The 23,496-nt window shown below is 70.8% G+C and carries 23 protein-coding genes and 1 pseudogene; 8 read left to right on the top strand and 16 right to left on the bottom strand.

All coding sequences use genetic code 11. From position 1 onward, the window contains the following. Positions 1-336: 336 nt before the first annotated feature. Positions 337-447, top strand: a pseudogene (locus ACLB9X_RS28305) (N-formylglutamate amidohydrolase); the annotation flags it as partial. Positions 448-628: 181 nt separating this feature from the next. Here the strand turns inward: ACLB9X_RS28305 and ACLB9X_RS28310 are convergent. Then, positions 629-2,218 (bottom strand): ABC transporter substrate-binding protein, encoded by a 1,590-nt coding sequence (locus tag ACLB9X_RS28310; RefSeq protein ID WP_410363250.1) that lies wholly within the window; start codon positions 2,216-2,218, stop codon positions 629-631. A 180-nt stretch (positions 2,219-2,398) separates the two neighbouring features. On the opposite strand from ACLB9X_RS28310, the gene ACLB9X_RS28315 reads away from it, so the two are divergent. Next, on the top strand, positions 2,399-3,229 hold the full coding sequence (locus ACLB9X_RS28315) for a DUF6177 family protein (RefSeq protein WP_410363251.1): 831 nt from the start codon (positions 2,399-2,401) through the stop codon (positions 3,227-3,229). Positions 3,230-3,420: 191 nt separating this feature from the next. On the opposite strand, the gene ACLB9X_RS28320 is transcribed toward ACLB9X_RS28315, so the two are convergent. The 5 genes from ACLB9X_RS28320 to ACLB9X_RS28340 form a co-directional block, all read right to left on the bottom strand. Then, complete coding sequence (locus tag ACLB9X_RS28320) at positions 3,421-3,849, bottom strand: ATP-binding protein (RefSeq protein ID WP_410363316.1); 429 nt, start codon at positions 3,847-3,849, stop codon at positions 3,421-3,423. A gap of 161 nt (positions 3,850-4,010) precedes the next feature. Then, a complete protein-coding gene (locus ACLB9X_RS28325) occupies positions 4,011-5,291 on the bottom strand; it encodes a hypothetical protein (RefSeq protein ID WP_410363252.1) in 1,281 nt (426 codons plus the stop codon). Beyond that, positions 5,288-5,551 carry a hypothetical protein gene (locus ACLB9X_RS28330; protein ID WP_410363253.1) on the bottom strand — a complete coding sequence of 88 codons (264 nt, stop codon included), beginning with the start codon at positions 5,549-5,551 and terminating at the stop codon, positions 5,288-5,290. The genes ACLB9X_RS28325 and ACLB9X_RS28330 overlap by 4 nt, the downstream gene beginning before the upstream one ends. Next, entirely contained in the window at positions 5,548-8,208 is a 2,661-nt protein-coding gene (locus ACLB9X_RS28335; RefSeq protein ID WP_410363254.1) for an SUMF1/EgtB/PvdO family nonheme iron enzyme, read from the bottom strand. Before ACLB9X_RS28335 ends, ACLB9X_RS28330 begins: the two co-directional genes overlap by 4 nt. Further along, positions 8,205-8,981 (bottom strand): class I SAM-dependent methyltransferase, encoded by a 777-nt coding sequence (locus tag ACLB9X_RS28340; protein ID WP_410363255.1) that lies wholly within the window; start codon positions 8,979-8,981, stop codon positions 8,205-8,207. The genes ACLB9X_RS28335 and ACLB9X_RS28340 overlap by 4 nt, the downstream gene beginning before the upstream one ends. A gap of 293 nt (positions 8,982-9,274) precedes the next feature. Between ACLB9X_RS28340 and ACLB9X_RS28345 the strand changes: the two genes are divergently transcribed. Together ACLB9X_RS28345 and ACLB9X_RS28350 are read left to right on the top strand one after the other, a co-directional pair. Continuing rightward, complete coding sequence (locus tag ACLB9X_RS28345; RefSeq protein WP_410363256.1) at positions 9,275-10,132, top strand: Scr1 family TA system antitoxin-like transcriptional regulator; 858 nt, start codon at positions 9,275-9,277, stop codon at positions 10,130-10,132. Further along, on the top strand, positions 10,129-10,332 hold the full coding sequence (locus ACLB9X_RS28350; protein WP_410363257.1) for a DUF397 domain-containing protein: 204 nt from the start codon (positions 10,129-10,131) through the stop codon (positions 10,330-10,332). Before ACLB9X_RS28345 ends, ACLB9X_RS28350 begins: the two co-directional genes overlap by 4 nt. A gap of 78 nt (positions 10,333-10,410) precedes the next feature. Here the strand turns inward: ACLB9X_RS28350 and ACLB9X_RS28355 are convergent, their stop codons facing one another. Further along, on the bottom strand, positions 10,411-11,112 hold the full coding sequence (locus tag ACLB9X_RS28355; protein ID WP_410363258.1) for a DUF4190 domain-containing protein: 702 nt from the start codon (positions 11,110-11,112) through the stop codon (positions 10,411-10,413). Positions 11,113-11,469: 357 nt separating this feature from the next. Continuing rightward, on the bottom strand, positions 11,470-11,922 hold the full coding sequence (locus tag ACLB9X_RS28360) for a DUF6336 family protein (protein WP_410363259.1): 453 nt from the start codon (positions 11,920-11,922) through the stop codon (positions 11,470-11,472). 181 nt (positions 11,923-12,103) lie between these two features. Between ACLB9X_RS28360 and ACLB9X_RS28365 the strand changes: the two genes are divergently transcribed. The 4 genes from ACLB9X_RS28365 (at position 12,104) to ACLB9X_RS28380 (ending at position 14,907) form a co-directional block, all read left to right on the top strand. Beyond that, entirely contained in the window at positions 12,104-12,916 is an 813-nt protein-coding gene (locus ACLB9X_RS28365; protein WP_410363260.1) for an N-formylglutamate amidohydrolase, read from the top strand. After that, the gene (locus ACLB9X_RS28370) at positions 12,913-13,452 is read left to right on the top strand and encodes a nucleotide triphosphate diphosphatase NUDT15 (protein WP_410363261.1); all 540 of its coding nucleotides are present in this window, start codon (positions 12,913-12,915) and stop codon (positions 13,450-13,452) included. Before ACLB9X_RS28365 ends, ACLB9X_RS28370 begins: the two co-directional genes overlap by 4 nt. 73 nt (positions 13,453-13,525) lie before the next feature. Continuing rightward, the gene (locus tag ACLB9X_RS28375; protein ID WP_410363262.1) at positions 13,526-14,182 is read left to right on the top strand and encodes a hypothetical protein; all 657 of its coding nucleotides are present in this window, start codon (positions 13,526-13,528) and stop codon (positions 14,180-14,182) included. 266 nt (positions 14,183-14,448) lie between these two features. Further along, entirely contained in the window at positions 14,449-14,907 is a 459-nt protein-coding gene (locus ACLB9X_RS28380) for a hypothetical protein (protein ID WP_410363263.1), read from the top strand. 265 nt (positions 14,908-15,172) lie between these two features. Here ACLB9X_RS28380 and rbsD read toward each other — a convergent pair whose 3' ends face one another. From rbsD to ACLB9X_RS28420, 8 genes are all read right to left on the bottom strand, one after another. Next, entirely contained in the window at positions 15,173-15,562 is a 390-nt protein-coding gene (gene rbsD / locus ACLB9X_RS28385; protein WP_410363264.1) for a D-ribose pyranase, read from the bottom strand. Continuing rightward, positions 15,559-16,458: a ribokinase gene (locus tag ACLB9X_RS28390; protein ID WP_410363317.1), complete on the bottom strand. Its 900-nt coding sequence runs from the start codon at positions 16,456-16,458 to the stop codon at positions 15,559-15,561. The genes rbsD and ACLB9X_RS28390 overlap by 4 nt, the downstream gene beginning before the upstream one ends. Before the next feature lie 89 nt (positions 16,459-16,547). Further along, complete coding sequence (locus ACLB9X_RS28395; RefSeq protein WP_410363265.1) at positions 16,548-18,491, bottom strand: substrate-binding domain-containing protein; 1,944 nt, start codon at positions 18,489-18,491, stop codon at positions 16,548-16,550. Beyond that, a complete protein-coding gene (locus tag ACLB9X_RS28400; protein ID WP_410363266.1) occupies positions 18,481-20,016 on the bottom strand; it encodes a sugar ABC transporter ATP-binding protein in 1,536 nt (511 codons plus the stop codon). Before ACLB9X_RS28400 ends, ACLB9X_RS28395 begins: the two co-directional genes overlap by 11 nt. Then, on the bottom strand, positions 20,013-21,038 hold the full coding sequence (locus tag ACLB9X_RS28405) for a LacI family DNA-binding transcriptional regulator (RefSeq protein ID WP_410363267.1): 1,026 nt from the start codon (positions 21,036-21,038) through the stop codon (positions 20,013-20,015). Before ACLB9X_RS28405 ends, ACLB9X_RS28400 begins: the two co-directional genes overlap by 4 nt. A 249-nt stretch (positions 21,039-21,287) precedes the next feature. Then, complete coding sequence (locus tag ACLB9X_RS28410; protein ID WP_410363268.1) at positions 21,288-21,716, bottom strand: DUF2809 domain-containing protein; 429 nt, start codon at positions 21,714-21,716, stop codon at positions 21,288-21,290. Positions 21,717-21,773: 57 nt separating this feature from the next. Then, positions 21,774-22,820, bottom strand: coding sequence for a DMT family transporter (locus ACLB9X_RS28415; protein ID WP_410363269.1), 1,047 nt, complete (start codon positions 22,818-22,820; stop codon positions 21,774-21,776). Further along, positions 22,817-23,422, bottom strand: a complete 606-nt coding sequence (locus ACLB9X_RS28420; RefSeq protein WP_410363270.1) for a TetR/AcrR family transcriptional regulator — start codon at positions 23,420-23,422, stop codon at positions 22,817-22,819. Before ACLB9X_RS28420 ends, ACLB9X_RS28415 begins: the two co-directional genes overlap by 4 nt. Positions 23,423-23,496: the final 74 nt, after the last annotated feature.

Here is a 23,496-nt window from a genome sequence, read left to right on the forward strand (position 1 = left end):
GCGAGAGGTGATGTGGAGTGGCATCGGCAAGCCGTCCCGACGGCGGACCGGTTCCCGGTGCGGGAGCGGCTGCGCGCTGCCGCACCGGGAACCGGTGGGGCCGTACCGTGATTCGGCCCCGCCAGCAGGTCACACCTTGTCGTCGAGCCTGACCAGCGCCGCGTGGAGTGCCGGCTCGACGCGCAGGCGCGTGCCGTCCCGGTCCAGGACCTGGAGGGTCCAGGCAGGTGACGGCCCACCGTGCGTCGTCAGGGGTGAGGCCGGCGAGTTCAGCCGCTGCCACGCAGTCGGCGCGGGCGTTCCATCCGGTCCCGAGCTGGTCGACGATCGCGTCGCGCGCTGATGATCGAGATCCGGCGGGACGTGTACATGAAGGAGCCGGGCGGCGCCGCCCATGCGGGGCTCGAGAGGTTGGCCGGCGCACTGGTGGACCTTGTGGATGCCGTGGTCGACATCCGAGTGGCAAGTAGGGGAACGGCATGGCCGCTGCTCGGCGTTCTGCCACCCGCCGCGCCGAGGCCGGAGGTTCGGTCTGGCAGCATTCCGTTCACGGGCGATTGTGGAGCCTGCGAGAGCAGCCCGTGCGTCCCCGGCGCCCAGCGGGCAGCCGGGGCGCCGGGAGGGCGAGTCAGCTCTTCTTGATCTCCCAGAAGCGGAAGACGGTCGATGCGTCCAGGGTCCACTCGAGCCCCGTGATGTTGCGGTAGGCCACCGCGTACTGCTTGCCCTGCCAGAGCGGCAGGATGGGCAGTTCCGCCGCGACCAGGTCCTGGAGTTCCCCGTACTGCTGCTCGGTGGCGGCCCGGTCGGCGACGGCGGCGGTCCCGGGGAGGATCGAGCCGGTGATCCTCTTGTTCTGGTAGTGGTTGCCGAGGACGTTGTCCTGGCCGAAGAAGGGCTGTGTGAAGTTGTCGGGGTCGGGGTAGTCGGGGATCCAGCCCTTCACGTAGACGCCGTACTTCCCGGCCGCGATGTCCTTCTCGTACTGCTCGAATCCGACCGACTTGACCGTCACATCGAACAGGCCGCTGTCGTTGAGCTGCTGGGCGATCGCGTGGAACTCCTGGTCCGTGGCGGGGCCGTAGCGGCTCGGCGTGGACCAGAGGGTGAGCTTCACCTTGTCGTTGATGCCGGCGGAGCGCAGTGCCTGCTTCGCCCGCTGGGGCTGCGGAGTGCCGCCGTACATGTCGAAGTAGGCGGTGTTGTGGCCGGTGATGCCGGCCGGGACGATCGAGTACAGCGAGGTCGCCGTGGACTGGTAGACGTCCCGGACCAGGGCGTCGCGGTCGATGAGATACGCGATGGCCTTGCGTACGCCGAGCTTGCCGACGACCGGGTCGTTGAGGTTGAAGACCAGGTGCTGCACCTCTGCGCTGGTGCCCTCGATGACCCCGATCCCCTGGGCGTCGGCCGACGCCGAGCTCTGAAGCTCGGATATGTCCTCCGCGGTCAGTCCTCGGTAGGCGATGTCGACCCGCCCCTCGCCGAGTGCCGATGCCAGCGCCTTCTGGTCGCTGTGGAAGAGCTTGAGGGTGATGCCCGAGTTCTGCGCCTTGGCGGTGCCCCGGTAGCCGGAGTTGAGCGAGAAGACCGCCTCGTCCTTGCCGTACGAGTCGAGCTTGTACGGCCCCGAGCCTACTGCCTTGCCGTCGGTGCGCAGCTCGTCGGCCTCGTACTCACGATGGTCGACGATGGAGCCGGCGCCCGAGGCGATCTTGCTCGGGAAGGTGGCGTCGGGGACGTTGAGCCGGAAGACGACCGTCTTCTCGTCCGGCGTCTCGATCTTGTCGATGGTGGAGAGCAGCGGCAGGGGCCCCGCGTCGCTGGCGATCTCCCGCACACGCTCGAAGGAGAACTTCACGTCCTTGGACGTCAGAGGGTTGCCGTTGCTGAATGTCAGACCGTCGCGCAGTGTGCAGCGGTAGACCGTGCTGCCACCCTCGTCGAAGGCGCAGCGCTCGGCCGCCTCCGGCTGTGGGGTGGCGCTGCCCTTGGGGAAGCTGAGCAGCGACTGGAAGACGTTGTTGAACAGCAGCCAGGAACCGGGGTCGTAGCCTGCCGCCGGATCAGTGGCGAGGACCTCGTCCGACATTCCGATGACCAGCGAGTCGCTGCCGTCACTACCGGCACCGCCCTCCTGGTTGCCGCAGCCGCTCAACAGGCCGGCCGCCAGCCCGGCCGCGAGCGGGGTGGTCAGCCACTTGTTACGTGCCTTCACAGAACCGTGCCTCTGAATCTCTTGTGCCATAGGGCGGTGTTGTGCCCTGCCGAATACTACAAGTCGGACAGCTCCCAGGCGCAGCCGGCCGGAAGCCGCGTAAACGGAGGTGGCGCAGCGCCCTGCACACCTTCTCCGTGAGCATCTCGGGCGGGACAGCCCGGCGCGTCGCGGCGGCCTGTGACAAACGTTCCCGCCCGCTGGATCATCCACAACCCCGGCAGCGGCTACTACGACGGCCTGACGGGCGCCGTACTCCACTGGCACGAAGGCCGCTTCACCCCAGTGCCCGCGACGGACGGCGACGGCGACGCTCCGATCGCGGACGCCTTCCACACCGGCGCCGACACCCAGGACGAAAGACAGCTCCACGTCTCCATCCGCACCACACACCCCGCCACCGACGACCTCCTCCTCGGCGACGCGCTGGAAACCGCTTGGCGGACGCTCACCGGCGCCCCACCCGCCGGCTGGGCCACCGCCGAACCCGTCACCCTCCCCTGGTCACCGCGACAGCTCACTGAACTCGCCCGCACCCGCGCCCAGAATGCCGCCCCCACCTGGCTCGTCGCCGTCGGCACCCCGAACCGGCCGGCGATCGCGATCTGCCGCATCACTCGCACCCCGGCCGGAGTCGAGGAACACATCACCCTCGCCATCGGCCACCCGCGGGACCAGACGCCGCGCCTCGACGCCCTCCCCACACTGGCCGAGTCCCTCGCCACCCGGCACAACCTCACCTCGATGCTCACGTACCTGCGCCCCGCCCGGGCAGACCTGACCACTCCGCCCCACCACGAACCGCCCCCGGTCCCGCTCTCCTTCACCCTCGGCCCCGACGCCGCACACGCCACCGGCCACACCCACGCCGAATCCGTCCAGCACCCGCGCCCGACTCGACTCGGCCCCGCCGCCCGTCCCGCCCTGCACTACACGCTCGGAGAGGGCACCGACCCCATCGCCTGGCAGCACCTCCACCACCTCAATAGCCGCCTGAAAAGCCGCCGATGATTCCCGTGGAACACCCTGACCGGCTCTGTCCAGGAGCTTCGACAGCACCGGCTCGAAGCAGCGGCCCGTCTCCGCGTCGCGCGGGCGAACCATCCCGGTATCACGCGGCAGGGTCTCTCCCGGGTTCTTTTGATTCGAGGTTGGCCGCGACAGCTCCCAAGAGGGCGGTGCCCCCGGGGGCACACCTGCGGTCACGCCCTTCCTCGGGCAGGTGAGACCTCCGCCCAGACCGTCTTCCCGGACGGCGGGTACGGCAGCACACCCCAGCCGTCGGTCAGTGCGTCCACGATGACCAACCCGCGACCGTCCTCGTCGGCGACGGGGCATGCGGCAGGGAGCCGGTCACCGCGCGGGTCGGTGACCTCGATCCGCAACCGCGAGTCGGGAAGCAGCATCAGCCCCAGGCGGAAACCCCGTCCGGGCAGACGCCCGTGGACGACCGCATTCGCGGCGAGCTCGGCGACGACGACCTCCGCGGCTTCCACTCGCTCGCTGTCGCGCGGCCATCCCCACTGCACGAGCTGCTCGACGGTGAGCAGCCGCGCCAGGCGGGCGCCGCGGCGCGTCGCGCTGAGCAGCTGGGTGAACTGCAATACGGCCGCGTGCGGTTGAGGGGGCATGTGGATCTGTACGGATTCGCTCGTCACACCATTCAGCGTGGCGATGCACAACGCCGCTGACCAGCAACGACGGGGGTACGCACCTGGTACGTACCGGTCTCGGCAGCCTGCCGTACCGGAGCGTCCACGGTTCCCGCGTGGGGCCCTGGGACTGCACCCGGTCAGAGCTTCCCACCGCCCCGGAGCGACGACAGCACCAGTCGGCCGTACCGGGTCGTCAGCGCGCCCGCCGTGACGAGGACGGACACACCGAGCGCCACGAGCAGATGCGTGGGCGACTTGTCTCCGAGCACCTGGAGTATGCCAATAGCCGTTCCGAGCGGAAGGCCCAGGATGGTCAGGATGCCCAGAGCCCCGCTGATCTGCAGGCTCTCGCGCGTCTGCACGAGTCGGCTGTAGTCGGCGGCTTCCGCGAGGATCTCGCCGAAGCGAGCGGGCAGACGGTGCTGCTCCTGGAAGGCGAGCAGCAGCTCGTTCGCAGGACCGTGCGCGGTCAGGTGCTGGCGCCAGTAGGTGCTGCGGAAGACGGCGATGTTCCGCTCCAGCGCGGCGACGCGGCGGGCGAGGCGCGGAGAGTCGAAGACGTCGGAGAGTTCGTCCGTCAACTCGTCGATGTGGTCACGCTGCAGCGAGCCGAGCAGCAGTGCGTCCAGGTAGACCGTGCGCGAGTGCAGGGCGCCGAATTCGAAGAAGTCGCCCGGCCCGGTGTCGGAACGGTGGCCGAGGAACGCGGCTCCCTGACGCAGGACGAGTGCACTCCAGTCGGCCGAGATCCGGACGGCACCGGCGAGTTGCTCGCGGGCCGTCTCGGGGGCCAGGGGGAAGTCGTCCGGGTTCGATCGGGACGCCAGCTGCCACAGCCAGCGGTCGGCTCCGGCGGGCAGCTCTCCTTCGGTTCCGAGGCGGTGCACCGGTGTGTGCTCAGGACCGGGAGTCATGAAGGCGACGGTGTACGGGCGGGCGATGGCGAACGGTCCGTCGCCGTCGCGTACTTCCGCGATGCCGGCGAGGAGTTCGGACGGGGTCAGCGGACCCGAGAGCGGGGCGGGCAGCGCGGCGGCCGGTCCCCTTGTCGCTATGGCGCGCAGCACGGGCAGCAGGGGCCGGTCCACGCTCAGGTGCAGTACGGCCAGTGCGTGATCCGGGTTGCGGGCCGTGGCCGTACGCAGGAGCTCCATGCCGAGCAGCCGCAGCCCGTCGTGCTCGACCTCAAGCGGCCGGTACCACCGCCGGGGCCTGCCGGGCGCCCCGTACAGGACGCGGGCGGATGCGGGGGCGAAGTACGTCGACCGTGTCACTGCGTCGGTGCGGCGGCTCCCGAGCTCGAACGGAAAGGGCCCTTCCTCCCAGTCCGGTGTGCGCCGCAGTCGCACGGGCAGGACGACGGTCAGCTCCTGGCGGGCGCCGGTGACGGTGTCGAGCGCCTGCATGGAGGCGGTCATCCGTAGTACTCCGAGGGGTCGGGCTGGTCGAGTCGGACGACGAACTCCGCCCTGCCGTAGCCCTCGGCGGAGATGTGGAAGCGAACCCTCTCCCCGGTGCGGATGGTCCGGAATCCCTCGGTCACGATCTGCCGGTAGTCGAAGCTGTAGTAACGCTGGTCCTCGTCGTCCTGGACGGTGTAGGAGCCGACGCTGCCGTTGAGGCCTCCGCCGCTCCCCCGCCGGTCGACGATCGTGCCGTGGCGCGGCCCGGTGCTCATCGTTCCGCCTTCTGTGTGCTCGATGGTTCGGTGACGTCCTGGACGCAGCGGAAGCCGACCGCGTTACTGCTTCCGCGTTTGCGATACATGCCCTTGCTGCTGGTCTGCACGGCCCGCATCGGGTTGTCGTAGCTGCCGCCGCAGATCACCGCTTCGCCTGCGTCGGCGAGGCTGGTGGACGTCCATTCCCAGCAGTTGCCGACCATGTCCGCAACGCCGAACGGTGAGCGGTTGCCGGGCCGCCGGTCCGCCGGCGTGACCCCGGCGCGGCGTACCGCGTCCTGGGCGAAGTCGCGGTACCAGGCTTGGTAGGTGACGACCGGGCGGCCGACCCAGAAGTCCGCGCAGTTGACGCGTGCGGTGTCGGGTTCGTCGCCCCAGGGGAAGAGGCGGCCGTCGGTGCCGCGCGCGGCAGCCTCCCATTCGAGGGACGTCGGCAGGCGTTTGCCTTCGAATGCGGCGAAGGCGTAGGCACTCCACCAGCTGACGCAGACGGCGGGGTGGGTCTCGTAGCTCGGGTTCTCGTAGTAGTCGGGGGCGCGCAGGCGGTCCGTCCAGGGGTGGTGCGTGACGTTGGCCGGCTGTTCGGGGTGGTCCCAGGTGGAAGTGCCGTCGCTGTTCAGCGCTGCGAGGAAGCGGCGGTAGCGTCCGACGGTGACCGCATGCCGGTCGAAGCGCACCGGTCGGTCCACGCGGTGCAGCAGCAGCCGCTCTGCCGGGCCGACGAGATACGTCCCGGCGGGCAGTACGCAGTCGTCGCGAGAGGGCTCGGCCGGCAGCCCGGCCAGGAAGGCCCGGACCTGCTCGGTGAGGAACGCGCCGCCCGGAATCTCGGCGGCGGCATCCCGGTGTGCGGGCTCCGCGAGGTAGCGGGCGGCCAGGAGTTCCTGGTAGGCGGTGTGGACGAAGGCGACCTGCTCGGGTCCGGCCGGACGCAGCAGCGGGAAGAGTACGCAGGCATCGAATGCGAGACGGCCGTCCGCGAACGCCGATGCCCCGAGCAGTCGATGCAGGTCGAGGAGGGAGAAGACCGTCCGGTCCGCGAGGAAGGCCAGGCCGAACGCCTCGGGCAGGAGCTGCCCGAGGTCCGGTCGGCCGGCATCGGCGAGGATGCGGTCGATGTGGGTGCCGAGGATGTCGGCGAGCGGTCGGCCGCCGGGCAGTTCGAGTGTGGCGGTGAGGTGCTTCTCCAGCGGTGTGTCGTCGGGTTCGGCGAGACGCACCACGTGGAAGTGGGGGACGAGAGCCGGGTCGACCCCGTTGGCGTACAGCTGCTCGACCAGTTGCTCGGAGCGGCCCGCGCCGCTGTCCAGCAGTTGGCGGACCTGCGGGGAGTCGGCCAGGAACGACACACGTGAGCTCATGACCACCGCGGATTCGGCAGACAGGACCGCCGCGAGGTCCGCGAAGAGACGCAGGAAGCCGGCAGCGCTCGGCTCCTCGACACCCTCGTCGACGGCGTCGAGAACGCAGAGCGCGGTGCCGGAGCGGATCAGGTAAAGGAAGAGGTCGTAGGCGCGGGCGCGGTCTTCGGCCGCCATCGAGGGGGCGAGGAGACGGCCCGCGTACTCGGCGAAGGCTTCGTCCTTCGGTTTCAGGCCGAGGTCGAAGTAGAAGCGGAAGCGGCGGACGTCTGGGTCGACTGCCAGTGCGCGTAACAGGGTGCTCTTGCCACTGCCGGGGCGGCCGGTGACGAGGACGTTGGCGCTGCCGTGTGCGAGGCGCGTCAGCAGCCCGACCGCGTCCCCGGATTCAGCGACCGTGATGTCGCCGGTGTGCGGGTCGGTGGAGAGCACCGCTGCGGCGACCGTCGTCCGAGGACCGACGGGTTCGCCCGCGGTCATCACGGGACCGAGGTGGGTGTCGAGGTTGACGAGGGTGTCGACGAATCCGTCGTAGCGCACGACCCGGAAGTCGAGCCCGAGCAACTGGTGCAGTGCGCCGGAGCCGTCGTCCTCGTGGTTCTCCAGGATGACGAAGCGTGTCAGCTTCGGCAGTCGCGTACGCAGCAGCTCGCCGCCACTGGAGCCGAGGACGGCGCTCAGGTCGTCGGCGTCGCGGGAGAGCATCAGCTCCACGTATTCCAGCCGTATCCCGGCCTCGCGGCAGAAGAGCTGGTAGACGGTGTCGGGACTGAGGACGAAGCGCTTGGCCTGCCGGTACCCGAGGGTGACGTACAGGCCGGCCAGGAACTCGCAACGGGCAGCGACCTCGGGAGCCATGTCGGGTTCGCCGCCGAGGAGGGCGGCGCTGCCCGTGTCCGTGAACCAGACCAGTACGTCGACGAGTCGGCGTACGGCGAGCAGGCCGTCCTCCTCGCTGATGTCGTAGCCGTCGTGGGTGGAGCGGTTGCGCAGCCGCCGGATGTCGTCGAGTGCGTCCATCACGGTGCTGCTGCGGATGTGCGGACGGCAGCGTTTCACCAGGTCGTTCAGCGCCTTGGTGGAGGGGTCGCCCTCGATGCCGTGATGCCGCCACAGCTCCTTGAGTAGTTTCTCGGTCAGCTTGCCGATGAGGGCGACGGCGTTCTCGGGATAGCCGTCGTTCAGGGAGCGCAGCGGACGTTCGAGGTCCAGGCCGAGGCGGTCCGCGATGCGCGAGTGGTCGTCGAGCTCGCTGCGTAAGCGCCGGAGGCGTTCGTCCACCACGGCGCTCACGCGTCCTCCCCGCGCCGCTCGCCGAGAATGAAGGCGAATCGGTCGGGGAAGACCAGGACGGGCTCGGGATGGGCGGCGCGCATCTCTTCGATTCCCTTCTCGATCTCGTTGTCGGTGAAGGTGGAGAGCAGCGACATGTAGCGTGCGCGGACCATGCCGCAGTACTTGTCCCGGTCGATGCGGAGTTCGTGCTCGACATGCCCGAACCCGGCCTCGAGCCCTGCCGCCTGCAGGTGTCCGACGATGTCCTCCGGGGCGGGCTGCAGTTCCTCGAAGCGGGTGAGGGCGGCAGCGAACAGGGGGTACTGGATGGTGGCCGGAAGCATGACCACGAGGAGGCGACCACCAGGTGCCAAGCGGTCGGCGAGGCCGCGGAGTGTGCCGGCCTGGTCGGGCAGATGATGCACCGACTCCTTGAGCCACATCGCGTCGAGCTGCTCGTACGGGAGGGCGCAGCGCCCCTGGGCGATGTCCTCGGCGGAGGCGACAACGGGCGTCAGGCCGGCCGGAGGCGGCGTGCCGAGCCGGCGCAGCATCGCGGCGGAGGGGTCGACGCACAGGATGGGGTGGCTCGGCTGCAGCGCCTTGACGACCTCGCGGGCGAACAGGCCGGTGCCGGAGCCGATGTCGGCGATCCGGTCGGTCGAGGTGAGGCGCAGCGCCTCGGCGATACGGGCGGACATCCACGGGACGTAGTCCGGCCCGTAGACCCAGTGCTCGTCGTACTCGGCGGCAAGTTCGTCGTAGTGCCCCCGCACATCGCGCCGCTCCACGATCCCCCTCGTGCGTCACTGCTTCTGAAATTGCGTCACTGCTTCTGAAATACCGACCAGCGACAGGCTATCGCGGGGTGCAGACGCGGCAACAGCGCGTAATGCGACGTCCGTTGCTTCATGACCACGGGCGGCCGTCCCACCGCGCCGGGCGGTGGCTGGACACACGATGGGGTGCCTTGTCGCCCGTATCGGGGTACGGCGTGGTCGCCGCACCATAACCTTCCGTTGACGACCGGTACACGGTGGGTGTGTACCGGGGCAGCACGCATCGAGAGCGGGGGGCACGGGCGGTGGACCTCACGGGGCAGGCCGACGACAACGACGAGGCCGAGGACGCGGCGGATCTGTTCCGGGTCGTCGGGCGGCAGTTGCGGCTGCTGAGGGAACGGGCCGGGTTGACGCAGAAGGAGCTGGGGGAACGGCTCGGCTACAGCGAGGAGCTGATCCGCTCATTGGAACGCGGGCGCAGGACGCCGCAGGCGGAGTTCCTGGATGCGGCGGACGAGCTGCTGGGCGCGGGTGGGCTGCTGCGGGCGGCGACGGAGGACGTGGCGCGGGCGAAGGCTCGGGCGCGGGTGAAGCATCCGGCGTGGTTCCGGGACTACGCCAAGCTGGAGCAGGATGCGGTCGAGATCCATGACTACAGTTCTCTGGCGCTTCCTGGGCTCCTCCAGACCGAAGCACACGCACGCGCCGTCTTCACCAGCCGGCAACCACTGCTGTCGGACGACATCGTTGAACAGCGGGTCCTCGCACGGCTGGAACGCCAGAAGATCCTCACTCAGTGGCCGCCACCACTGACGACCTTCACCATCGAGGAGTCCGTCCTTCGGCGGCCGACTGGCGGGGAGGACGTGCATCATCACCAGTTGCGGCAACTCCTCAAGTTTGCCGCTCTGCGCAGCGTCGAGTTGCAGGTCATGCCGACCCAGCTGGAGCAGCATCCAAGCCTCGGAGGCCCCTTCATCCTGCTCACGCCAAAGGGACGGCAGCAGGTTGGCTACTTGGAGATCCAGAACACGAGCAAGCTGGTCACCGATCCCGAAGAGGTACGTATTCTGGCGGCGCGATACGGAAGCATCCGCGGTCAGGCACTCAACCCACGAGAGTCTGCGACGCTGATCGAGAAGATCTTGGGAGAACTGTGAGCACTCATCAGCGCATCGAGTCCGCCGACCTCGCCTGGTTCAAGAGCACTCACAGCAGTGGCGAGGGAGGCGCCTGCATCGAGGTCGCCGTCACCGAGCGCGCCATGCTCGTACGGGACTCGAAGGACGTCACGCTCCCCCACCTCAGCGTGAGCCACACCGGCTGGGCGGATTTCGTGCGGTACGCCGTCGAAGGCTGAGCACCAACCCTGCAGCTCAGTCCGCACGAAGGGCGTCATCGCAGCCGCCCGCACGGCGGCTGCGATGACGTAGAACGCTCAGAAGTCGTGGCGGTTGGCCTCGATGACCTTGCATTCGAGCTTCTTCGCACCCTCGAGCTTGTCGGAGGACACCAGGACGCCCGCGTCCTCGTCCTTGAAGGTCTGGCCGGGGGCCAGGTTCTCCGCGGTCGACAGGAAGTCGCTGATCTTCTTGCCGTCGGCGAGGACCTCACCCTCGAGGAAGTACGAGTACCGGCGGTCACCGTTGTTGGTGTAGTCGATGTGCAGCGCGAGCTCCTTGCCGCCCCATTCCGAGGTGGTGACATCGCACTTGGAGAGGCGGAAGTCCTTCAGGACCGGGTTCTCATCCGTGCCCTCGCCGGTCTTGGCGCTGCCGTCGTCGACCTTCGCCGAGTCGTACGACTTGTCGAGCTCTTTCTGCGTCTCCTTGACGGCCTCGTCGACCGCGGACACGAACACGGCGTTCATGACGAAGAACATCACCACCGAGACGAGCGAGGTGACCAGGGCGGTGATCGACGCTCCCTTGCCCTTTCCGACCTTCCCGGACTTGTTCAGACCGATGGCACCGAAGATGAGGCCGAGGATCGCGAGCGGCCACACGATCACGTTGACCAGAGGGATGAAGCTGAAGATCACCGCGATGATACCGAGCACCAGGCCGGCCGTGGCCAGGCCGTTGCTCCTGGCCGGCTGACCGCCGTCGACAACTGGTCCGGTCGGCTGAACGTAAGACATGGAAGATCCCCCCACGGGATGCCGTGTATGGACCCCGGCGCACAGCCGGGTCGATCACCAGGTGGTTGACGTGCACACGACCTGGTCGCTGACCAGTCGCGCATGCATGAGACCCCCACCCTCGAACCAGACGACGAGGAACCCCACCCCATCGCAAGCCCAGAAAGCAAAGCATGACATGAAAAACGTCGTCAATTGCCTGACATGTTCGACGCACAGCCTATCGTTGTGGTCGGTATCGGCAGGCGCTGGGCAGCACGAACGCCCTCGTGGACGCGTTCCGCTCCGGTTCCAACTCCATGGTGGAGACCCGCGCCTGCTGGACCGCGTGACCGTGTGGGCATCACACGGCCCCGCTCAGGACCCGTACAGCCAGCTGTCGTACGGAGCGATGTCGACTAGGTGGTAGAGGCCGATAGCGCCGGGGAAGAGCACCAGCGCGAGCACGCCGAGACGGAAGAGTGCCGGTCCCATGACCGTGACGGCGTCCGTCTGACCGGTGATGGTCCGCCAGTCGCGCCACCGTCGGACATCGCCCCTGCAGACGGCCCAGAAGAAACCGCCGAACACGAGGCACACCCCCGAACCGACCATGGAAAACCCCGCCACGACGGCCAGGAACGTCTCGCGGTCGTGGTGGTCGGCGACGAACAGCGAGACGACGGCCAGCAGGACCACCGCGGCGACTCCTTGCACGGCTCCGCGGACCACCACGTCCGTGAAGCGCAGTCGCGGGAGGCGTACGCCGTCCGCGTCGGTCATCGGCGCGGGGACCGGCTCCGGGCGGGGTCGCTGGGTGCTGCGCGTCATGTCGGCACGCTACCCGGCGCTTTCGCGGGGCGATGCGGGGGGCCTGGTCACGCACGACTTCGGTGTCGGACCCTCCCGTTAGAGTCGTTCACAGGTCGCCCCCGCGGGCGGACCACACCACCGGTGGGGAGGCGCGCTTGCCAGCCCGAGTTCGATCCACAGCAACCACAAGGAAATTGGCGTGAACGACAGCCCGCCGTCCTTCCACCTCCTCCCCGGCGCTCCCGACTCCCCCGTCCTCCTGCATGTCCCCCACTCCTCCCGCGCCATACCCGCCGACGTCCGGCGCGGCATCGTGCTCGACGATGCGGCGCTGGTGCTGGAGCTGGACCACATCACGGACTCGCACACCGCGGAGATCGCCGCGGCGGCTGCCACAGCCGCCGGTGTGACGCCCTGGCGGTTCGTCAACCAGCTGTCCCGGCTGGTGATCGACCCCGAGCGTTTCCCCGACGAGCGGGAGGAGATGCTCGCTGTCGGGATGGGCGCGATCTACACGCGGACCACACACCGCGAGCCGCTGCGGCCCGATGGGTACGACGGCGGCGACCTGGTCCGACGCTACTTCGAGCCGTACGCCGCCGCCATGACCGCGGCCGTCGACGCACGGCTCGCCGCCGCCGGGCGCGCCGTGGTCATCGACGTGCACTCGTACCCGACCGAGCCCCTGCCGTACGAGCTGCACGGTGACGGGCCCCGGCCGCCGATCTGCCTGGGGACCGATCCGGTCCACACGCCGGCCTGGCTGCTGGACGCGGCACGCGAGGCGTTCGCCGGGTTCGGCGGGACCGGGACGGACAGCCCGTTCGCGGGGACGTACGTGCCGTTGAAGCATTACGGGCGGGACGAGCGTGTCAGCGCGCTGATGATCGAGATCCGGCGGGACGTGTACATGAAGGAGCCGGGCGGAGCCGCACATGCGGGTCTCGGGAGGTTGGCCGGCGCACTGGCGGGCCTTGTGGATGCGGTGGCGAACGAAGGAGAAGCCGGATGAACCGTGGCCCGCAGCCCGCGGAACGGCCCGAGCGGGCCTTTCCGACTCCCAATGGGCTCGTCGGCGTCGGTGTCGTCGTGCTCGACGCTCGGAGTGCGGACCTGCGGGAGCAGTCGGACGGAGATGCCGTCCCGGCCCTTCACGGGCGGGTGCTGCTCGGGCTCGGTCACGACGGCGTGTGGGAGCTACCCGGTGGCAAGGTCGACCCCGGGGAGAGCTTCGAGGAGGCCGCCGTGCGTGAACTGGCCGAGGAGACGGGGCTACGGGCGGACGCGGACGGCGTCCGCATCGGCGCTGTCCTCGTGGACGGCACACGCGGGGTCAGCAGGGTCACCGCTGCCGCGCTGGTCGCGGCGGCGTCGGGCACGGCCGAGGTCCGTGAACCGGAGAAGATCGCCGGCTGGGAGTGGTGGCCCCTGGACGCCCTGCCGGAGCCGCTGTTCGCGCCCTCGGCCGCCGTGCTCGACAGCTGGCGGCCGACGCCGGGGCTGAGGGATGAGGCGTTTCACGGCTACCCGGTCGGCGGGGACCGATAGCCGCGCGGCTGACACCGTCGGCGCGACCCGGCCTCCCCCTGTCAATGTCAGTGGCGTGCGCTTTGATGGCCGCATGACCGTTCACGACGTTGCCGCCGCCCTTCCCGACATTCCCGCCGTGCGCAGGCTGTGCCGGGCCGTCGCCGTGGCCGAGGCCGTGCTCAATCCCGGGGACTACCGCACCTACTCCTTCGACGCCAACTGGTCGGAGACGGAAGAGGTCTTCTCGATGCGCAACGGCGGCGGTGACGAGTTCGACGTCGTCTTCTCACCGGCGGGTGCGTACATACGCGGCTTCGACCACGAGTCGCCGATGAGCCCTTATGACGGTGACGTGGTATGGCCGGGTGTCGTCGACGCGGTGCCCGAGGTCTTCCGGTCCTGTGTCGAGGAGCCTGCGTTCTCGCACGGATACATGCCCCTGGTGACCGCGTGCCTGTGGCGCGAGGCGGGCGACGACAGCTGGCACACGGGCCCGGTCGAGTATCCCGAGGGCGAGGCCGATCCGGACGGTTCCGGCTGGCTGTTCGAGCTCCTGGTCGATCCCACGCCGGAGGCCTTCCAGTCGTTCGCGGAGGATTACTACGAGCAGCCCGTCGACATCAAACCCGTGCGCCACATATACGAGGAGCGTCCGTTGACCGAGGACGTCGTGGCCCGTCTCAACCCGCGGGCGTCCTTCGCCGACGTCATGGCGGAGGTCGCCGCGACGGGCTACCCGGGCCGGTGACCCCCGGGTTCGACGTCGCCGCCGCGCTGCGCGGTGGTGTGGCGGGCCTGGAGCATGCCTGGGCGTTCGTGCGTGACTTCGCCGCCGCGTGGACCGGGCACCCGCTGCGTGACGGCGATGGCTGCTCAGAAGGCGAAGTGGCCGCCGCTGAGCACGCATTGGGGTTCGCGTTGCCGCGAGTCGTGTGCGACGGGTAAGCGCTGCTCGGGCGGCGGGCCGATCTGACGACCGGGCAGGATCCGCTCGTACCGCCCAGTGGGCTGTACGTGGACGACGGCTACGACGGCGGCGGCGTGCTGGTGTTCCGCCGCGAGAACCAGGACTGCGCGTCGTGGGGCATCCCCATGGACCGTATCGCGGACGAGGACCCGCCGGTCGTCGTCGAGGCGGTCGACGGGTGGCTCCCGTTCCTGGAGCGGATGTCCACCGCGTGGGTGGAGCTGGTTCTCAGCGAGACGCTGCTGTCCTCCGGCCGCCGGTACGACGCCTGCGAACTTCCGGACGCCCTGCTGCCGGCGCTCGAGTGCGAGTACGCGCGGGTGGATCTGCCCGACCATCCGCTGTGGGCGGGGGCCGCCGACTCGCCCTTGCGCTGGTACGCCGCTCCCGGCCGCGTACTGCGGCGTGACGGGCTCGCGGACCACTCCTGGGTACACGCCGGCGGGCAGACGGCAGCGCACCTCGACCTCATGCGCGGACAGCTGCCCGGTCCCTGGGTCTGTTGACCGCCGTCGACCGGCAGACCGTTCAGACGGTCTCGGCACGGGCGTCAAGTACGGCGGTGCGGGGGCGCGCCGGAAAAACGCCGGCTGGGGGCGGTGGTCCTCCGGGCCGCCGAGGCGCTCTGAACGCGTGCGCGGCGGTCAGGCCCGCTACACCGCCGCCCAGCACGGCGACCGGCCCGGGCGCCGTGGTGGCGCCGGGGGCCGCGGCCACCGCGCTGACGCTCCGGGCGGGCCGCGCCGGGCCGCCCCGTGACAGCCGCGCCGGTCAGAAGAACACGCCGCAGCGCAGCAGCACGTTCGCGTACGGTCGCGCCTCGCCCGTACGCACCACCAGGCGCGCACCCGCCGACAGCGACTTCAGGTCGTCGTGCGGGACGAAGTTCAGGTCGGGGAGGCTGCGTTCCAGCAGGGTCGCCGCGTCCGGGTTGGCCGTGTGGATCTCGGTGGCCGCCGTTCCGGCCTCGACCACCAGCTCGGCGAGGAGGCCGTCGAGCACGTCCACGAAGGACGGGACGCCGGCGACGAATGCGAGGTCCACCACCTTCGGTCCCGGCGGGATCGGCATCCCGGCGTCGCAGACCAGGACCGTGTCGCCGTGGCCCAGTGCGGCCACGGCTCCTGCGAGATGGCGGTTGAGGATGCCGGAGCGTTTCACCGGTCCGCGACTTCCTCCGCCGTCGGGTACGACTCCTGGGCGCCCCGCCTCGTGACTGCCACCGCGCCGACCCGTACCGCGAAGCGGGCCGCCTCCGCCAGGCTGTCGCCCTGTCCGACGCGCCAGGCGAGCGCGGCCGTGAAGGCGTCCCCGGCCCCGGTGGTGTCCACCGCGTCGGCCTTCGGGGCCGGGACACGTACGGCTCCGGCGGCGGACGCCACCAGCGCGCCCTCCGCGCCGAGCGTGATCACCACCGACTTCGGGCCGAGGGCCAGCAGCCCCTGAGCCCGGTCCTCGGGTTCGGGGCCGGCCGCCGGGCCCAGGATGAAGGCGGCCTCGTGCTCGTTGACCACCAAGGGGTCGCAGGCGGCGAGCACTTCGTCGGGCAGGGGCGCGGGCGGAGACGGGTTCAGCACGAGACGGGTGGTGGGTGGCAGGCAACGCGCCACCTCGGCGACGGACTCCAGCGGGATCTCCAGCTGGAGCGAGACCACCCGGGCGCGGTCGAGCAGGCCGCTCGCGGCCCGGATGTCGGCCGGGGTCAGGCGGGCGTTGGCGCCCGGTGCAACCACGATGCTGTTGTCGCCCGACGGGTCGACCGTGATCAGGGCGACGCCGGTGGGCGCCCCGCCGGTCAGCACGGCGTCGGTGTCGACCCCGGCGGCGCGCTGCGACTGGAGCAGCAGCCTGCCGTGGGCGTCGTCGCCGACCCGGGCGAGCAGTGCGGTCCGCGCGCCGAGCCGGGCGGCGGCCACCGCCTGGTTGGCGCCCTTCCCGCCCGGGTGGACGGCCAGGTCCGAACCGAGGACGGTCTCGCCGGGCCCGGGGCGGCGCTCGACGCCGACGACGAGGTCCGCGTTGGCCGACCCGACGACCAGCAGGTCGTAGTCGTACATTCCTGTCCTGCCTGTTCCGCTGTCGCTCTCGTGCGTCACGGGCGACGTGCCGCCGTTGTCCCGCGTCACGCGCTTCTGGCTGTCGTGCGTCACGAGAAGTCGGCCACGTTCTTCTGCGTCACGACCTTCACGGGCACCTTCACCATCTGCTCGACGTCCTTGCCCTGCGCCGCCCGGACGGCGTTCCGCACGGCGATCCTCCCGAGCTCGGCGGGCTGCTGGGCGATCGACGCGTACAGCGTGCCCGCCTCGACCGCCTTGAGCCCGTCGGGGGTTCCGTCGAAGCCGACGACGGCCACGTCCTTGCCCGCCCTGCTGCCGAGCGCCTTGACCGCGCCGAGGGCCATCTCGTCGTTCTCGGCGAAGACGCCGGTGACGCCGGGGTTGGCCTGGAGCAGGTTGGTCATGACGTCGAGGCCCTTGGTGCGGTCGAAGTCCGCGGGCTGCTTGGCGACGACCTGGATGCCCGGGTACGCCTTGATGCCCTCGGCGAAGCCGGCGCCGCGCTCGCGGCTGGCGGAGGTGCCGGCCGTGCCCTGGAGGATCACGATGCGGCCCTTGCCGCCGAGGCGTTCGGCCAGGGTCTTCGCGGCGAGCCTGCCGCCGGCCACGTTGTCCGAGGCGACGAGTGCCGCGGTCTCGGCCTCGTTGACGCCGCGGTCGGCGGCGATCACCGGGATGTCCGCCTTGTTGGCACCGCGTACGGCGGGGCCGATGGCGTCCGAGTCGACCGGGTTGACGATGACGGACGTCACGCCGGAACTGGTGAAGTTCTGCAGCTGGTTGGCCTGCTGGGAGGCGTCGTTCTGCGCGTCGGTGACTGTGAGGTCGATCCCGGCGGCCTTCGCCTCCGCCTCGGCACCTTCCCGCATCTGCACAAAGAAGGGGTTGTTGAGGGTCGACAGCGACATGCCCACCTTGGTGGTGGTCGAGGAGGAGCCCGGGTTGAGGACCGACACGGCGCCGACGACGGCGGCGACGCAGACCGCCGCGACGGCGAGCTGGATCGCACCGCGCTTCCCGCCGCCGCCGGAGGCCCCGGCGGCGACGGGCGTGGCGCCGGCGCGGCGGCGGACGGTGTCGAGCAGGACGGCGAGGGCGATGACGACGCCGATGACGACCTGCTGCCAGAAGGCGGACACCGAGAGCAGGTTGAGGCCGTTGCGCAGGACGGCGAGGATCAGCGCGCCGATCAGGGTGCCGGACGCCTTGCCGACGCCGCCCGCGAGGCTCGCGCCGCCGATGACGACGGCGGCGATCGCATCGAGTTCGTAGCCCTGGGCGGCCTGCGGCTGGGCGGAGACCAGCCGGGAGGCGAGGACGATGCCGGCGACGGCGGCGAAGAGGCCGGACAGGGCGTAGATGACGAGCTTCTGGCGCTGGACGCGCAGGCCGGACAGGCGGGCCGCTTCCTCGTTGCCGCCGATCGCGTACATCGAGCGGCCGATGTAGGTGCGGGTCAGGATCAGCGCCGTGACGAGGCCCATGGCGACCATCACGAGGACGGGGACGGGGAGCCAGCCGCCGAGGGTGTCGCCGAGGACGGAGACGGAGTCGGGGAAGGCGATGGGGCTGCCCTGCGAGATGACGAGGGACAGGCCGCGGCCGATCGACAGCATGGCCAGCGTCGCGATGAACGGCGGCAGTTTGCCGTACGAGACGAGGGCGCCGTTGACGAATCCGCAGGCCAGACCGGTGGCGACGGCGAGGACGACCGCGAGCCAGACGGGGACGCCTTCGGAGGTGGCCGTCCAGGCGAGCACGGTCGCCGAGAGCGCGGCGACGGAGCCGACGGACAGGTCGATGCCGGCAGAGACGATGACGAAGGTGACGCCGAAGGCGAGGATCGCGGTGACGGCGGCCTGGACACCGACGTTGAAGAGGTTCTGCGTGGTCAGGAAGTCGCCGGAGAGCAGCGACATGGCGACGACCAGGGCCACGAGGGCGGTCAGCGCGCCGTTGTCGAGGAGTATGCGGCGGACGGGCCAGGCGCCGCCCGCGCCCGTGTCGTGCTTCAGCGTGTCAGTGGCCACGGGGGCCCTCCTCTTCCTTCACTGCGGTGTTCGTCGTGGGGGCCGAGACGGCGAGGGTCATCACGGCGTCCTGGGTCGCCTCGTCGGCGGGGAGTTCGCCGGCGATCCGGCCCTGCGCCATGACCAGGACGCGGTCGCTCATGCCGAGGACCTCGGGCAGGTCGCTGGAGATCATGAGGACGGCGTGGCCGGAGGCGGTGAGTTCGTTGATGAGCTGGTAGATCTCGACCTTGGCGCCGACGTCGATGCCCCGGGTGGGCTCGTCGAGGATCAGCACCCTGGTGTCGGCGAGCAGCCACTTGCCGATGACGACCTTCTGCTGGTTGCCGCCGGAGAGGGTGCGCACGTGCTGGCCGAGGCCCGCCATGCGGACGCCGAGCTGCTCGGCGATCCTCGCGGCGGCGGTGCGCTGCGCCTTGAGGTCGACGAGGCCGCCGCGGGTGGCCGCGCGCAGGGTGACCAGGCCCAGGTTCTCCTGTACGGAGGCGTCGAGGACGAGGCCCTGGCCCTTGCGGTCCTCGGGGACGAGGCCGATGCCCGCGCCCATCGCTGCGTTCACGTCCCGGGCGGGCAGGGTGGTGCCGAGGACGTCGACGGTTCCGGCGTCGTACGGGTCGGCGCCGAAGACGGCGCGGGCGACCTCGGTGCGGCCGGCACCGACGAGCCCGGCGAGGCCGACGACCTCGCCCGCCCGCACCTCGAAGCTGACGTCGTGGAAGACGCCGTCCCGGGTCAGGTCGCGGACGGACAGCAACGGCTGCCCGGTCTCGGGCCGTTCACGCGGATACTGCTGCTCGATGCTGCGTCCGACCATGAGCCGTACGAGCTCGTCCTCCGGTGTGGAGGCGGGCACCTGGCCCACGGACCGGCCGTCACGCAGGACGGTGACGCGGTCGCCGAGCGCGGCGATCTCTTCCAGGTGGTGGGTGATGAAGACGATGCCCACGCCCTCGTCGCGCAGCTGCCGCACGATCGTGAACAGCCTGTCGATCTCCTCGGAGGTGAGGACCGCGGTCGGCTCGTCCATGATCAGGACGCGGGCGTCGAGGCTGAGGGCCTTGGCGATCTCGACCATCTGGAGCCGCGCGATGCCCAGTTCGCGTACGCGCGCCCGCGGCGAGACGTCGACGCCCACGCGCCGGAGCAGCTCTTCGGCGTCGGCCTCCATCCTCCTGCGGTCGATCATCCCGAAGCGCCGCGGCTGGCGGCCGAGGAAGATGTTCTCGGCGACCGTCAGGTCGGGCACCAGGTTGAACTCCTGGTAGATGGTGGCGATGCCGAGCCGTTCGGCGTCCTGGGCGCCGTGGATGCGGACCTCGCGCCCGTCGGCGACGATGCGGCCGGCGTCGGGGCGGTAGGCACCGGAGAGCATCTTGATGAGGGTGCTCTTGCCGGCGCCGTTCTCGCCGAGCAGGACGTGCACCTCGCCGCGGCGCAGGTCGAAGTCGACGGCGTCGAGCGCGACGACTCCGGGGAACGTCTTGCGTATGCCTTCGATGCGCAGCAACGCGTCGGGGCTGCTCACACGGTGCTCCTCTGGTTCGGGTCGGTCGAGGGGGTTTCGCCGCAGGAGCGGCGTACGACGAGGCGGGCGGGGAGGGTGACCGACTCGGGCGTACGGCCCTCGATCAGGGCGCTCAGGGCCCGGACGGCGGCCCGGGCGAGCTCGGCGGTCGGTTGCGCGATGGCCGTGATCGGCGGGTCGGTGTGCACGAACCACGGGATGTCGTCGAACGCGGCGAGGCCGATGTCCCGGGGGACGCCGAGGCCGCGGGCGCGGATGGCGTCGAGGGCGCCGAGTGCCATGAGGTTGTCGGCGGCGAAGACGACATCGGGGCGTTCGGGCAGGTCGAGGAAGCGCTCGGTGGCGCGGCGGCCGCTCGCGGCCTGGAAGTCGCCCTGGCCGATGAGGTCGTCGGGGAGCGGGAGCCCGTGTTCGCCCAGTGCCTCGCGGAACGCCTCGACGCGTTCGCGGCCGGTGGTGGTGGCCGCCGGGCCGGCGATGATGGCGAGCCGACGGTGGCCGAGGCCGTGCAGATGGGCGACCAGGTCGCGGATCGCGGCGCGGCCGTCGGCGCGGACGACGGGGACGTCGACGCCCGGGAGCCAGCGGTCGAGGAAGACCATGGGCGTGCTGCCGTGGGCGGCGTCGAGGGTGAGCGGGGAGCGTCCGTCGGCGGGCGACACGAGCAGGCCGTCGATGCGCCGGTCGAGCAGGGTGCGGACGTGGTGGTCCTGGAGCTCGGGGCGCTCGTCGGCGTTGCCGATGATGACGCTGTAGCCGAGGGCGCGGGCCTCTTCCTCGACGAAGCGGGCGAGCTCGGTGAAGTACGGGTTGAGGACGTCGCTGATGACGAGCCCGAGGGTGCGGGTCTGGTCGGTGCGCAGCGACCGGGCCACGGCGTTGGGCCGGTAGCCGAGGGCGTCGACGGCGGCGAGGACGCGGGCGCGGGCCTCGGCGCTGACGGACGGGTGGTTGTTCAGGGCGCGCGAGACGGTGGCGACGGACAGCCCCGCCGCGGCGGCGACATCCTTGATGCCGGCCATGTCCGGACCACCTCCTTGTGGTTCCGTGAGCCTTCGTCCAGGCCGTATCGAGCCATGGAAACGATTACAAGACTGAATGGAATCGATTACATGGCCGGAATGCAAGAGCCCGGTCGGAGAGCGAGATCAGATCGTGATGCGGGCGCTCAGGCGAGCGGGCGGGCCGGGTGCCTCCCGAGCGCCGTCACGCGCGGGCGGCGGACGGAGCGGCCGTACCGCCCGACCGCCTCACGAGCGAGCCGTGGAGGTTCAGGAGCGAGCCGCGGCCGGGGCCGCCGTACCGCCCGACCGCCTGACGAGCGAGCCGTGGACACACCAGCCCAGGGCCGCGCCCACGGCGTACCAGACGAGGTCGGGCGCGTTGAAGGTGGAGCCGAGGACGAGGCGGGCGACGGCGCTGTGCCGGGACAACTCGGCGGGGACATCGGTGAGTTGCAGGGCTTCGACCGCCCAGCTGAACGCCAGCGCCACCCCCGCTGCCACCGCGGGCCGCGTCCGGGGCGCCAGGCACACGACCAGCGCAAGAACGAGGACCGTGTAGAGCGCGTCCCCCGCGTACGTGGCGACGCTCCCGTGCGCCAGCGCCCTGACCCCGAGCCCCGCCCCGACCATCACAACCACCGCTGCGGCAGCGGCCAACCGGGTGCGCCACGGCCCGCCCATTCCCTGAAGGATCATGCGAGCACACTAGAACCACCCCGGGCCCGGCCGGTGGCCTGCCCGCCGCCCAGCCGATCAACCCTCCGCCGTGTACGCCTGCGCTGGAGCGGGCGTGCCGCCTGGGTGCGCCATGCCCTCCCGCCCCGCATCGCCGGCATGGTCCGCCGCGGCAGTGTGCAGGAGGCGGCGTCGGCTCCGGCTGCCACCAGCGCCGGTCGGCGTGGTCAGCACGGCGAGGCACATGACGACGAGCGCGATACCGGCCCACCCGGCGGCGGGGAGGCGTTCGCCGACGACCAGGACGGCGAGGACGGCCGCGACGGCCGGTTCGAGCAGGGACAGGGTGGTGGCCGTGCTGGCGGGTACGTGCGCGAGTCCCCAGCCGAACAGGACGTAGCCGGCGAACATCGGGACCAGCGCCATGTAGATGCCGACGGCCGCGTTGGACGGGGAGTCCACGAGCGGAGCGCCGGTCACCAGCAGAACGGGGGCGAGGAGCAGACCTCCGAGCCCGAAGACGGCGCCCATCGCCGCACGTGAGGGAACCTCATGGGTGATCAACCGGTGCGCGGCCCAGGAGTAGAGGGCGTACGTCCCGGCCGCGACGAGTCCCAGGCCGACGCCCAGCAGCGTGTCGGCCACGGCCAACTGGCCCGCGCCGTCCGAGGCATGGGCGGCTTCCGCCACGCACAGCAGGACCGTGCCGAGCAGGCCGAGGCCGGCCGCGAGCATCCAGCGGCGTGTGAGCCGGCGGCCGTCCATGACGCGTTCGATCACCGCCGAGGCCAGAGGGGCGGTGCCGAGCGACACCACGGTGCCCACAGCGACGCCGGCCAGGTGCATGGAGCTGTAGAACGCGAGGGGATACACCGCCACCGACGCCGCCCCGAGCAGCACCGTGCCGCGCCGGTCGCGCAGGCGGCGAGCGTGGCGGGCGAGCTGCGGGGCGGCGACGAGGGCCTGGAGGAGTCCGCCCAGGCCCATGGCGACGGCGCCGATGGCGAGCGGGCCCACCTCCGGGGCGAACGTGGCGGCCGTCCCTGTCGTACCCCAGAGCACCGAGGCGGCCAGCACGCACAGCGCCCCCCATCCGGCGGAACGGCCGCGGTCGAGCCCCTTCACAGCCGGTCCAGCAGGGTCGCGGCCAGCGAGCGGGCGTGCTGGAGACGATCGCCGTCACCCTCCAGCCCCGCGCGGGCCATCGCGCCCTCCAGGAGGAAGGCCAGGTGCTCCGCCATCGTGCGCACCTCGTCGGGGCGGTCGGGCAGCAGCTCCTCCAGGTGGCCGGCGATCAGCCGCTCGACCTCCTCCTTGTGAGCGCGCACCACGGCTCGGCCCTCGTGGCCGGACGGGAGTTCGGCGGCGGCGTTGAGCAGGCCGCAGCCACGGAACCCGTGGGCGTAGGCGAACGCCGCGTGGTCGGCGTAGGCATCGAAGACCGCCAGCACTCCTCCACGCGGCCCCTCGGCCTGTTCCAGTCGTGCGCGGTAGAGGTCGAGCCACTCCTCGTGCCGGGCGTCCAGGTAGGCCCGGACCAGATCGGCCTTGGAGGAGAAGTTGTTGTAGAGGCTCATCTTCGCCACGCCGGCCTCGGCGGTGATCGTGTCGATGCCGGTCGCCGCCACACCGTCGGCGTAGAAACGCCGGGCCGCCGCCTCCAGCAGCCGCCGGCGGGCCGGACGCCGCCTTCCGCCGGCTGTCGCACTCACGCCTGTCTCGCCCATCACAATCCAAACTAGGTAGGTAGGTCTACCTAGCATACGGGATGGGCTACCGACGCGTGCGGTAGCCGTCCCGG

It is taken from the genome of Streptomyces sp. 5K101 (assembly GCF_046506645.1).
In the GTDB taxonomy this organism is placed as follows: Bacteria; Actinomycetota; Actinomycetes; order Streptomycetales; family Streptomycetaceae; genus Streptomyces.